This window comes from Streptomyces sp. NPDC028711 (assembly GCF_055565415.1).
In genome coordinates, this window is record NZ_JBVHUJ010000007.1 from 419,078 (window position 1) to 431,745 (window position 12,668).

Here is a 12,668-nt window from a genome sequence, read left to right on the forward strand (position 1 = left end):
CCCCGGGTAAACCCCGAGGCGTACGCAAGGCCCACCCGCCACAATGAGCCGGTGCGGTATCTCATCCTCGGCACCACCGAGGCCCTCGACCCCCGCGGCACCCCCCTCCCCCTCGGCGGCGCCCGGCTCCGCGCGCTCCTCGCCGCGCTCGCGCTGCGCGGTGGACGGTCGGCCTCCGCCACCGAGCTCGCCGACGACGTCTACGGGGACGACCCGCCGCAGGACGCCCCCGCCGCCCTCCAGGCCCTGGTCGGCCGCCTCCGCCGGATCCTCGGCAGGGAGGCCGTCGCCTCCACCCCCGGCCCCGGCTACCGTCTCGTCGCCGCCCCCGAGGACATCGACCTGTACGTCTTCGAGCGCCGGGTCAGGGACGCGGGCACCCGCCTCGACGCCGGCGACCCCGACACCGCCGCCGCCCTCCTCAGGGAGGCCCTCGGCCTCTTCCGGGGCCCCGCCCTCGCCGACCTGCCCGACCCGGCGGGCGTCCGCCCCGAGGCGCAGCGGCTCGCGGCCCTCCGGCAGCGCGTCGAGGCCGACCTCCGCCGGGGCGCCACCGACGGACTCGTACCGGAGCTGACCGAGCTCACCACCACGTACCCGTACGACGAGGCCTTCCGCGCCCACCTCATCCGCGCCCTGCGCGCCGAGGGCCGCCACGCCGACGCCCTCGCGGCCTACGAGTCGGCCCGCCGCACCCTCGCGGACGCCCTGGGCGCCGACCCGGGCCCCGAACTCACCGCCCTCCACCGGGAGCTCCTCGCGGGCGCGGATCCCGTACGGAGTCCCCACTCCGGCGCGGTACGGGTCGCCGCCGACCCGCCCGAGGAAGCCACCGGGGGCAGCGCAGGGGCCTCCATGGGCCACCGAACCGGCGTGCGACGAGGGCCGACGGAACCGCCCGAGCCGATCGCCCGGCCCGACCTGATCGCACCCAGCGCACCCACCGCACCCACCGCACCCAGCGCACTGACCGCGGCCACCCCACCGACCGCGGCCATCCCACAGGCCGCACCGGCCACACAGACCCCACGAGCCGCACTCACCCCACCGACCGAGCCCACCGGCCCCACTCCCACTCCCACCCCCACCCCCACCCCCGAGACCGGCAACATCCGCCCCCGTCTCACCTCCTTCGTCGGCCGTGAGCCCGAGCTCGCCGCCCTCCGCGCCGACCTGGCCCGTTCCCGGCTTGTCACGCTCACCGGACCCGGCGGTTCCGGCAAGACGCGGCTAGCCGAGGAGGCCGCGCTCCGGGCGGTCGGACCGGCCGCCTGGATCGCCGAACTGGCGCCGCTCGACGACCCCGAGGCGCTCCCCGGTGCCGTGCTCTCCGCGCTCCGGCTCCGCGAGATCAACCTGATCACCCGCGACGGCGTGTCCCTCCAGGACGACCCCACCGCCCATCTCGTCGAGCACCTGGCCGACCGCCCCCTCCTCCTCGTCCTCGACAACTGCGAGCACGTGATCGACGCGGCCGCAGCCCTCGCCGAGACCCTCCTCACCCACTGCCCGCAGCTCCGCGTCCTCGCCACCAGCCGCGAACCCCTCGGCGTCCCCGGCGAGTCGGTCCGCCCCGTGGAGCCCCTCCCGCCCGATCCGGCGCACCGGCTCTTCGCCGAGCGCGCTCGCGCCGTACGTCCGTCCTTCGACCTCGCCAGGGACGGCGGCGAGGCCGTCGACGAGATCTGCCGCCGCCTCGACGGCCTGCCGCTCGCCATCGAGCTGGCAGCGGCCCGGCTGCGTCTGCTCACCCCGCGCCAGATCGCCGAGCGGCTCGACGACCGGTTTCGCCTCCTCACCTCCGGTTCCCGCACGGTCCTGCCCCGCCAGCAGACCCTGCGCGCGGTCGTCGACTGGTCCTGGGACCTGCTCGACCCCGACGAACGTGCCCTGCTCCGCCAGGTCTCGGTCTTCGCCGGCGGCTGGGACCTCGCCGCCGCGGAGGCCCTCTCGCCGCGCGCGGCCGACTCCCTGGGCGCCCTGGTCGACAAGTCCCTGGTCGTCGCCACCCCCACCGGGGGCGGCGAGATGCGCTACCGGCTCCTGGAGACCATCCACGAGTACGCGGCCGAGCGGGCCGCCGAGACACCGGCGCTGCTCGCCGCGGCCGAGGCCACCCACACCGCCCACTTCACGGCCCTCGCCGAGACCGCCGAGCCCAAACTCCGCTCGGGCGAGCAGCTTCCGTGGATCGAACGGATCGAGCGCGACCTCGACAACATCCGTGCCGCCCTGCACCGCACTCTCGTCACGTCCCCCGACGAGCAGGCCGCCCACCGTCTCGTCTTCGCCATGGGCTGGTTCTGGTGGCTGCGCAACTACCGCCCGGAGGGTCTGGCCTGGGTGGAGCGGGCGGTCGCGCTGGGCGACGACCCGGAGGACCCCGCTGACCCCCGCCACTGGCCGCGCATGCACCTGCGCATGCTGCAGTTCTTCCTGGCGGTCGAGAGCAGCACGATGGGGGAGTTCCAGAAACCGGAGAAGGCCGCGCTCGTCCGGCGCGTGCGGGCCGCGTTCGGAGAGCCGCCCGGCCCGGAGGGGGCCCGCTTCCCCGGACTGCTGTGGCCGTTCACCGCGTACCTCACCGAGGAACCGGTGGTGGTCCGGCGTCTCCTCGACGTCGCCGTCGCCAACTGCCGCCGTCACGGGGGTGACTGGGAGATCGGCGTCAGCCTCATGTTCCGTACGCACATGGTCGTCGACATGCCGGGCGGCATGCCCGAGATCGACGAGGACCTGGCCGAACTCCGGGCGCTCTCCCGGCGGGTGGGCGACCGCTGGATGACCGCGCAGATCGCGAGTGCGGCGGGGGAGGCCCATATGATGCGCGGCCGCCACGAGGAGGCCGCCGAGGCGTACGGGGAGGCGCTCGGCCTCGCGCGTGAGGTCGGCGCGCACGCCGAGATCCCGTTCCTCCTCGCCCGCCTCGCCGAACTCTCCTACCGGGCGGGGGACATGGACACCGCGGAACGGGGCCTCGACGGGGCCGCACGGGAGGCCGAGCGCTACCACGTGCGGGACACGGAGACGTTCGTCTGTTTCCTGCGCGCCTCGCTCGCCCTCTACCGCGGGGACGTCGCGGCGGCCCGCGCCCAGGTGGAGGAGGCGGGCAGGACGGTGGCGCTCGGCGCGCCTCCGCCGCACTTCGAGGCGGTGGTGACCGGTCTCGCCGCCCGCGTCCAGGCGTACGAGGGTGAGGGCGCCGCCGCCGTCACGACGGCCGCGGGGGCGCTGCGGGCGGCGCGGGACGCGCAGTGCGCGGACTTCGTCACCACGGGCCTCGCGGAGGGGCTCGCCTTCACCCTGTCCGAGGCGGGCGAACCGGCCCTCGCGGTGAGGGTTCTCGCGGCCGTCGACGGCTGGCGCGACGGCACGCCCCGCTCGGTCCCGGGGGTGCGGGAGACCGAGGCCGTGACGGCGAGGGCGCTGACCGCCCTCGGCCCGTCGGGCCTCGCCGCGGCCCGCGCGGCGGGGACGGGACTCGGCATCGACGAGGTACTGGCCCTGGCGGAGACGGTCACCGTGCCCAGGGACGGGGACAAGAAGAGGGGCAGGGCCACGACCCTCAGGAGCAGCTGATCCGGGACTCCGCCCAGTCCGCGACCGCCGCGCTGCCGAACGGCGTGTGCTCCTCCACCACGAGCCGGATCGTGTCGCGGCCGGTGATGTCGACGTGCACGGGGACCGGCGCGTCGCCCGGTCGGACCACGTCGGACCGCCAGAGCCGTTCCTCGTCCCCGTACACGGAGAAGCGGACGCCGCCGACGCCGAGCGGGACGCTCAGGTCGTCGACGCCGACGACCGCGTCGTAACGCGTGCACTGCCGGTTGAGGTCGATGAGCAGCGACGACGGCGCGTGGACGCTCACCCCGTGCGCGTACGGGGTGCCGTTGATGGAGAGGTCGTCGCGCGGCCACATCCAGCTGCTGTCGGAGAGCGAGACCTCCGGCTCGGTGCTGTCGCCGAAGATCCCGTACTGCAGTTCGTCGACCTGGTAGACAGCGGGCGGCGGGCTCGGCTTCGGCGAGGGCTTCGCGGGGCTCGGCGTCGGCGTCGGGGTGGGGGTCGGCGTCGGCTTCGGGCTCGGCTTCGGCGGAGGCGGAGGCGTCGGCTTCGCGGGGCTCGGGGTGGGCGAGGGCTTGGTGGGGCTGGGCGTCGGGGTGGGCGCCGGCGGCTCGGAGGTCACGGGCGGGGGCGGCGGTACGGGCTTCGGGCTGGGCTTCGGCGGGGGCGCGGGCTCCGCCGGTGCGATCGGGGTGACGACCGGCTGGGTCGGCTTGGGCGCCGCCACGGGCTGTGGGTCCCCGGCCATGGCCCAGACGAGCCCGGCGGCCGCGGCGGCGGCCACGACCGCCGCGATACCGGCCTTCGCGGGCACGCCGAGCCCCTCGGCCACCGCACCGCCGGAGGCCGCGCCCCCGGAGGACCCGGAGGCGGCGGCCGCGGCGCCGGCACCGGCCGCGCCGACGGTGCCACCGGCGACGACACCCGCCGCCTTGAGCGAGTATCCGGCGGCGAACCAGCCGATGACGGCGACCGGCAGCAGCGCGGGGATCCCGGCGTTGACGTGTGCCAGCTCTCCGGCGGCGAGCCGGCACTTGGCGCACTCGTCCAGGTGCTTGCGCAGTCCGCGTTCGGCGCGCATGCGCAGGCCGCCGCGCGCGTAGGCGCCGAGCCGGTCCGCGTACCGGGCGCAGTCGCCGCCGGCAGTGAGGGACTGGCTGACATGGGCCTGGAGGTAGGCCTGCTTGAGGCCCTCGCGGGCGCGGCTCGCGAGCACGGCCGTGGCGTTGGCGGTGAGTCCGAAGAGCGGTGCGACCTCGCTCGGGGACTCCTCCTCGACGGTGGTGTGCCAGAGGACGGCCTGCCAGCGCTCGGGCAGTGAGCGGAAGGCCTGCATGGCGAGGGACTGCTCGGCCTCGTGCATGGCCCGCACGTCCGCGCCGAGGTCCATGGTGTCCTGGTCGGAGACCTCGGAGGAGCGAGCGGCGTCCGCGGCGAACACGGCGAAGTCCTCGACGAGGTGCTCCCGCTTCTGGGTCCTGGCCCAGTTCGCGGCGACCCGGCGGACGGTCGTCATGAGGTAGGCGCGTACGGCCTGCTCGGGCCCGGCCCCGCCCCTGACCGCCTGGAGGGTACGGGCGAAGACCTCGGCGGTGAGGTCGTCGGCGGTGTGGGCGTCCCGGCAGCAGGTCCTGGCGTACCGGCGGACGGCGTCGGAGTGGCGGCGGAACAGCTCCTCGTACGCGGAGTCGTCGCCCTCCCGCATGAGCTGGACGAGCTCGGAGTCGGAGGGCGGCAGTTCGACGGGCGGCGGGAGGACGGTGTCGTGCTCGTGGTGACCGGCGTGGTGATCGGCTCCGGTGAGGTCCCCGGGCCCGGCGAATCCCTCGGAGGCGGGGGCGTAGGCCGCTCCCGCGACGCTTCCGGATCCGGGTCCCGGACCCCAACCGGAGGCCTTGCCCTCGCGCTGCGGGGGCACGCTCGCGTCGAGCAGCTCGGCGGCCGCCGTCTCCGGCGGACCAGCGAGGGCTCCCGGCCCGCCCTGACTCGGCACCTGCCCGGAGGGAAGGCCTCCCGCCTCCGCCGTCCCGCCGCTGCCCAGTGGATCGTCCCGACCGTCACCGCTCATCGCGGAAGCCCCCGTACGCACGCTCAGACCCGAACACCGGCTCAGCCTGCCACAGAGCGCGGGCACGTCGAAGCGGCGCGTCCACTTACCACTCGTCCGGGGCGACTTCGTGTATCCGGGCGTAACCGCTCACACGTTCGTGTCATGCTCGTCGGTCCGCCCGGACCACGAAAGAGTCATCCACCGCACGGTGTGCGGACGCGATGCGCCTGCCCCGCCGCACGCCGTCTGCCGGACGCCGTGCGGACGCGGTGCGTCTCGCCTACCGGGAGCGCAGCCCCTCGATCAGGATGTCGAGTAGTCGCGTCGAGGCCGCCGCCTGCTGCGCCGCGTCCGGCAGGGCCGGGGCGGCGGTGGCGATGACGAGGAGGACGTCCGCCACGGTCACGTCCGCCCGCAGCTCACCCGCCTCACGCGCCCGGTCGACCAGCCGGCCGACCACTTCGAGCAGCTCCGCGGCGCCCGCGTCGTCCCGCTCCTCGGCCGGTACGGCCCGCGGCGCGACCACGCGCGCGTCGGCCTGCCCGTCGAGACCCCGCTGGTACGGCACCCGTGCCGCGTCGTCCGCGCCGTCACCGGGAGGCGGCACCACGGCGTCGTCGACACCCACCCGCAGCACCTGCGGCGGAAGGAGACGGCCCGCGCCCGAGGCGACCGAGGTCCGCAGGAACCGGGAGAGCGCCGACCACGGCTCCTCCTCCTGGCCCAGCGCGGCCCGCGCCTGCTCGGTCAGCCGGGAGGTCTCCTCCTCGGCTATGCGCCGCACCAGGACGTCCTTGCTCGGGAACCGCCGGTAGACGGTGCCGACTCCGACACGGGCGCGGCGAGCCACGTCCTCCATCGGAGCGCCGTAGCCGAGCTCGCCGAACACCTCGCGCGCGGCGCGCAGGACGTGCTCCAGATTGCGCTGGGCGTCCACCCGCAGCGGCGCGGACCTGCCGCCGGCCACCGGTGCGCCGTTGCGCTCGGAGCCGACGCCCGCGTGGAGGCCGTCGTCGACGGTCACCGTGCCGACGCCCGTCTGCCATCGTGAATCCTGAATCTGCATAAGCGTTCCCCCGCTCATGATGTCTCCCCCCGGAGACTCCCCGCCCTGACACGGGGCTTCCGGCCGGTGAGCGCTTCGGTCCACGCGCTCTCCTCCGACACCCCGACGAAGTACGAACATAGTTGAGTCCGGGTCAATTCAGAAGGGGGAGTTCCGTACGGTGCGCCCCCCGATCGGAGCAAGGACCGGAACACTCCCGATTCCGACCCACCCCCGGAGCGGGCCCGTCCGCTCTGACCTGCGCCGTTTCCCCGGGGCGCCCCTCGCGCGCCACCCCGCGCCTCCGTACCCCTCCGGTCACACAATTTGCCGGGCCTGTGGACAAACCACGGACGGGAGTGCGTCATGGGACAGTGACCGAACCTGCGCGCATTCTCGTCGTCGGCGGTGGCTACGTCGGCATGTACACCGCGCTGCGCCTCCAGCGGCAGCTCAGGGCCGAGCTGAGAGCCGGTGCCGTCGAGATCGTGGTGGTCACCCCCGACCCGTACATGACGTACCAGCCGTTCCTGCCCGAGGCCGCCGCCGGCTCGATCTCCCCGCGCCATGTCGTCGTGCCGCTCCGCCGGGTCCTCGACCGCTGCCGGATCGTCATCGGCGAGGTCAGATCCGTCGACCACGCCAAGCGGACCGCGTCCCTCTCGACCCTCGCCACCGCCGAGGAGGGCACCGGCACCGTCGACCTCACCTACGACGAGCTGGTCATCGCGCCCGGCTCGGTCTCCCGCACTCTTCCGGTCCCCGGCCTGCCCGACCACGGCATCGGCTTCAAGACCGTCGAGGAGGCCATCGGGCTGCGCAACCACGTCATCGAGCAGATGGACATCGCCTCGTCGACCCGCGATCCCGCGCTCCGCGACGCGGCCCTGACCTTCGTCTTCGTCGGCGGTGGGTACGCGGGCGTGGAGGCGCTCGCCGAGCTGGAGGACATGGCCCGCTACACGGCGCGGTACTACCACAACGTCAAGCCGGGGGACCTGAGATGGGTCCTCGTCGAGGCCTCGGACCGGATCCTGCCCGAGGTGGGCGAGGAGATGGGCCGGTACGCCATCCGCGAGCTGCGGGGCCGGAACATCGACGTACGCCTGGAGACCCGACTCGAATCCTGTGAGGACCGGGTCGCCGTCCTGAGCGACGGAACCCGGCTGCCCACCCGCACCGTCGTCTGGACCGCGGGCGTCAAGCCCGCGCCCGTCCTCGCCGAGACGGATCTGCCGCGGAACGAACGCGGCCGGCTCCGCTGCACGGCCCAGCTCGCCGTGGAGGGCGTCGCCCACGCCTGGGCAGCCGGTGACGCGGCCGCCGTCCCGGACGTGACCGCGAAGGAACCCGGCAGGGAGTGCGCGCCCAACGCGCAGCACGCCGTCCGCCAGGCCAAGGTCCTCGCCGAGAACATCGCGGCCTCGCTGCGCGGGCAGCCGCTCAAGGAGTACGCGCACGCGTACGCCGGTTCCGTCGCGTCCCTGGGCCTCCACAAGGGCGTGGCCCACGTCTACGGACGGAAGCTCAAGGGATATCCCGCCTGGTTCATGCACCGCGCCTACCACCTGAGCCGGGTGCCCACCTTCAACCGCAAGGCCAGGGTGCTCGCCGAATGGACCCTGTCAGGCCTGTTCAAACGGGAGATCGTCTCGCTCGGATCCCTTGAACATCCCCGCGCCGAATTCGAACTCGCCGCCGCACCGCCACCGGACCCCGGCGACAAGCCGTCGTCCTGACATCACTGTCAGTGCACTCGTCCACACTGGACGTGTGACCATAGGTGGGCTCACACCTGCACAGCGTGACTCTGCACGGCACCGACACCACGAGGCATACAGATCCGTGAACTTCACCCGTTGGAGCGCCCGGCTCCCCGGCACACAGCGCCGCGCGGCGCGGGGGACCGAAGGCTCCGTGCCCGCCGCCCGCGGTGAGTACGCGCGGCAGCAGGGGCGACCCGGCAGCGAGGCCGACGAGGCCGACGTCACCGACGAGCCCGTAGAGAAGGCCGACGTGCCCGCCCTGGAGGACTTCTCCGTACGGGAGCTGCTCGGCCGTCTCCCCGGCCTGGTCGCCCTCGTGTACGGCCCGGAGCACCGCATCGCGTACGTCAACGACGCCTATGCCGCCGCCTTCGGGCCGCGCCCCGCGGGCGCCACCGTCGCCGCCACCTGCCCGGAGGCCGAGGAGCTCGGCCTGCTGCCCCTCCTTGACCAGGTGCTGCGCAGCGGCAAGCCCCGCACGGTCAAGTCGCGCCGCACCCAGGACGGCGGTTCGTACACGGTCACGTGCCTGCCCGTGGACAGCCCGCGCCTCGACGGCGGCGGAGTCCTCGTCCACGCGGCGGACGTCACGGATCACGCCGAGGCCGCCGAGCGGCTGCGGGCCAGCGAGCGCCGCCACCGCGAGACCGCCGTCACCCTCCAGCGCTCGCTGCTCCCGCAAGACCTCGAGCAGCCCGACGACCTGCGGATCGCCGCCACCTACCAGCCCGGCGGCACCGACGCGGCCGTCGGCGGCGACTGGTACGACGTGATCACCCTCGGTGCGGGCCGCACCGCGCTCGTCATCGGCGACGTCATGGGCCGAGGGGTGCGCGCCGCCGCCGTCATGGGCCAGCTCCGCACCGCCGTCCGGGCCTACGCGCGCCTGGACCTGCCCCCGCACGAGGTCCTCCAGCTCCTCGACGGCCTCGCCGCCGAGATCGACGCCAGCCAGATCGCCACCTGTGTGTACGCGATCCACGACCCCAACGAGGGCAAGCTGGTCTACGCCTCCGCCGGTCACCTCCCGATCCTCGTCCGCGACGAGGACGGCACGGTCCGGTGCGCCGAGGACCCGACGGGACCGCCGCTCGGCACCGGCGGCTGGCTGCACGCCTCCGGTTCCATCGCCCTGCCGCCCGGCTCCACCGCCGTCCTCTACACCGACGGCCTGGTCGAGCGCCGCCGGGAGGACATCGACGAGGGCGTCGCCGCCCTGGCCCGCGCGCTCTCCGGCGCCAATGGCACCCCGCAGGTGGTCTGCGACCGGCTGCTCCGTTCCCTGGGCGTCACGGCGGAGCACGACGACGACGTGGCCGTCCTCGTCGTCCAGCACCCCTCCCGCGAGGGAGCGGACGCGGAGCTCTTCCACAACGCGGCCCTGGAACTCCTCGGCGGGGTGGAGGCCGCCCCCCGCGCGCGTGCCTTCGCCTCCGGGGTCCTGTCGTCCTGGCGCTTTCCGGTCGAGCTGCGCGACCTGGGCGTCCTCGCCACCAGCGAGCTCGTCGCGAACTCCCTCCAGCACGGCACCCCGCCGATGCGGCTGCGTCTGCGCCGTACCGACCGCCGCCTGATCATCGAGGTGACGGACGGCGACGACCACCTGCCGCGCCGCCGCAGGGCGGAAACGGAGGACGAGGCGGGTCGCGGTATCTCGATCATCGCGACGATCGCCTCGTCCTGGGGGAGCCGCCGCACGCCGGGCGGCGGCAAAGCGGTCTGGTGCGAGTTCGCCCTGCCGGACCAGAGGGTGTCCTGAGCCCTGCTAGGCGGCGGCCGTCTCCTTCTCGGGCACGTGCTGCGCCACGACCCGGGACGGCTTCACGGCGAGCGACGGCTGGTTCTGCTCGGGGGTCAGCTGTCGGCCGAGCCGCACGGCGAGGAAGGTGATGCCGAGCGAGAAGAGCACGAAGGTCACGATGTACGGCCCGTGCAGCGCGGCCCCCATGGGCCCGCCCACGGCCGGCCCCACGGCCAGCGCCAGCTGCTTGACCAGCGCGAAGGCCGAGTTGTACTGCCCGACCATCGACTCCGGCGCCAGATCGGCCACCAGGGGTGCCACGGTCGGCGACAGCATCGCCTCACCGAGCCCGAAGAGGGCGTACGTGGAGACGAAGGCCGCCGTCGCCATGGCCTGGCTGCCGTGCCCGAGACCCGCGTACCCGGCGATGAGCCAGGCCACGGTCCAGATCAGACCCACGGCCGCGATCACCCGGCTCCGCTTGCGGCGCTCGACGAACTTCAGCACCAGGAACTGGGCGGCGACGATCACCGCGGTGTTGGCGGCGAGCGCCATGCCGAGCGCCGAGGGCTGGATGCCGGCGGCCTCGGTGCCGTACGCGGCGAGCCCCGACTCGAACTGCCCGTAGCAGGCGAAGAAGAGGACGAAGCCGAGGACACACAGCTGCACCATCGCCTTGTGCCCGAGCAGCGCACGGAGACCGCCGCCCTTGCCGCCCTCGGCGGGACGGGTGTCCCGGAGAGCCGGGGAGCCCGGCATCCGGACCGTCCCGACGACCGCCCCGAGCACGAGGAACATCGCCGCCTCGATCGAGAACAGCAGGATGAAGCTGCCCGGACGGCTCGTGTCGACGAGGAGACCGCCGATCAGACCGCCGACGCCGAGACCGAGGTTCTGCAGGAAGAACTGCATCGCGAAGGCCCGGGTGCGACCGACGGGCGTCGAGCACCAGACGATCATCGTGGCGAGCGCCGGCTGGAGCACGGCCGTACCGGCACCGAGCAGCGCCGCGGCCCCCACGGCGGCAGGGACGCTGGAGGCGAAGCCCATGCCCACGGCACCGAAGGCCGCGACCACCGAAGCCACGAGCAGCACGGGCACGGGCCCGCGCCGGTCGATCGTCCGTCCGCTGAACGGCAGCACCACGAGCGCGGCCATGGCGAAGACGGCCAGGACGATGCCCGCCGTGGCCGCGCCCAGATCCCGCACCTGAGCCACGTACACATAGAGGTACGGAACGGTGAAGCCGAGTCCGAACGCGCTCAGCGCGCTGCCTGCCTGAATACGGCGCATCGCTGCGCCCCTCGCCTTGGTCACACTCACCCACTTCGGTCGCAGGTTCAGACGTGTAGGCCTGAACCTTGAAGACTTCAACACTAAAGTTAACGTCTCAACAGTACACACCGAAGGACTTCAACGCCAACGAGAGCCATGGGATACTCGCCCCCATGTCCGAAAACCCCGAGCGATCCGGCCCGGAAGCTCCCCAGGAGCCGAGCCTCGACGAGCAGATCGCCGCCTACCAGCGCGAGTTCCGCGACCTCGACCCCCAGGTCGAGAAGGTCGTCTCCGCCCTCGGCCGGCTGAACCGCCGTATGAACGTGGCGTACGGACGCCAGCTCGCCGACCTCGGCATCAGCAACGCGGAGTGGGAGGTCCTCAAGACCCTGGTCCTCGCCGGCGAGCCGTACCGCCTGGGCCCCGGCGAGCTCGCCAAGCGGCTGGGACTCACCCCGGCCGCGATGACCCACCGCATCGACCGCATGGCCGGCGAAGGCCTGGTCACCCGCGACCGCGACGAGAACAACCGGGTCCGCGTGATCGTCGAGCTCACCGACGAGGGCCGGTCGAAGTGGCTGGAGGCCATGCGCATGGCCACGGCCTTCGAGGAGGAACTCCTCCAGGACCTCACAGGGGAGGAGAGGGGTGTCCTCGGCGAGATCCTCATCCGTCTCCTGCGCCGCGTGGAGCTCACCCAGCCCGACGCCGGCGGCCGTCTGACGGACCTCGACTGACCCCTTCGTGTCCCACCGGGCGGGGGTTGACACGCCCCTGCCGGATGCGTAGTGTTCTCCGAGTTGTCACAGAGCCGGAACGGTTCTTCGACAACCACTCCGCCGCTGAGAGCGGCACCTCTACTCCGCACGATCTCCCCACCGGGACGAATTTCGGCATGCCGAAATTCATTTCGAATGGCCCGATTATGAGCCGCCGGGGAAATCCGCTAGAGTTTGAGACGTCGGAACGGCCCAACAGCCGCTAAGACAAACCCCGCTGACTGGGAATCAGACGCCGAAAGGATCTGATAGAGTCGGAACCGCCGGAAGGGCCCGGAGCGAAAGCGAACGGGACCGGAAAGCACCGAGGAAATCGGATCGGAAAGATCTGATAGAGTCGGAAACGCAAGACCGAAGGGAAGCCCGGAGGAAAGCCCGAGAGGGTGAGTACAAAGGAAGCGTCCGTTCCTTGAGAACTCAACAGCGTGCCAAAAATCAACGCCAG

At 73.2% G+C, this 12,668-nt stretch carries 7 protein-coding genes; 4 read left to right on the forward strand and 3 right to left on the reverse strand.

What is annotated here, in order from left to right; genetic code table 11:
* The first annotated feature begins 51 nt into the window (after positions 1–51).
* Entirely contained in the window at positions 52–3,579 is a 3,528-nt protein-coding gene (locus ACZ4VK_RS23835) for an AfsR/SARP family transcriptional regulator (RefSeq protein ID WP_468355288.1), read from the forward strand.
* Here ACZ4VK_RS23835 and ACZ4VK_RS23840 read toward each other — a convergent pair.
* The gene (locus ACZ4VK_RS23840) at positions 3,566–5,632 is read right to left on the reverse strand and encodes a sigma-70 family RNA polymerase sigma factor (protein WP_468355291.1); all 2,067 of its coding nucleotides are present in this window, start codon (positions 5,630–5,632) and stop codon (positions 3,566–3,568) included. The genes ACZ4VK_RS23835 and ACZ4VK_RS23840 overlap by 14 nt on opposite strands.
* A 262-nt stretch (positions 5,633–5,894) precedes the next feature.
* Positions 5,895–6,680, reverse strand: a complete 786-nt coding sequence (locus tag ACZ4VK_RS23845; RefSeq protein WP_468355294.1) for a TetR/AcrR family transcriptional regulator — start codon at positions 6,678–6,680, stop codon at positions 5,895–5,897.
* Between the two features lie 353 nt (positions 6,681–7,033).
* Here ACZ4VK_RS23845 and ACZ4VK_RS23850 point away from each other — a divergent pair, with 353 nt between their 5' ends.
* Positions 7,034–8,398: an NAD(P)/FAD-dependent oxidoreductase gene (locus ACZ4VK_RS23850; protein ID WP_468355296.1), complete on the forward strand. Its 1,365-nt coding sequence runs from the start codon at positions 7,034–7,036 to the stop codon at positions 8,396–8,398.
* Between the two features lie 106 nt (positions 8,399–8,504).
* The gene (locus ACZ4VK_RS23855; RefSeq protein ID WP_468355299.1) at positions 8,505–10,184 is read left to right on the forward strand and encodes an ATP-binding SpoIIE family protein phosphatase; all 1,680 of its coding nucleotides are present in this window, start codon (positions 8,505–8,507) and stop codon (positions 10,182–10,184) included.
* Positions 10,185–10,190: 6 nt separating this feature from the next.
* Here ACZ4VK_RS23855 and ACZ4VK_RS23860 read toward each other — a convergent pair whose 3' ends face one another.
* Positions 10,191–11,459 carry an MFS transporter gene (locus tag ACZ4VK_RS23860; RefSeq protein ID WP_468355302.1) on the reverse strand — a complete coding sequence of 423 codons (1,269 nt, stop codon included), beginning with the start codon at positions 11,457–11,459 and terminating at the stop codon, positions 10,191–10,193.
* 155 nt (positions 11,460–11,614) lie between these two features.
* Between ACZ4VK_RS23860 and ACZ4VK_RS23865 the strand changes: the two genes are divergently transcribed.
* Positions 11,615–12,181, forward strand: coding sequence for a MarR family winged helix-turn-helix transcriptional regulator (locus ACZ4VK_RS23865; protein WP_389685224.1), 567 nt, complete (start codon positions 11,615–11,617; stop codon positions 12,179–12,181).
* The last annotated feature ends 487 nt before the right edge of the window (positions 12,182–12,668 follow it).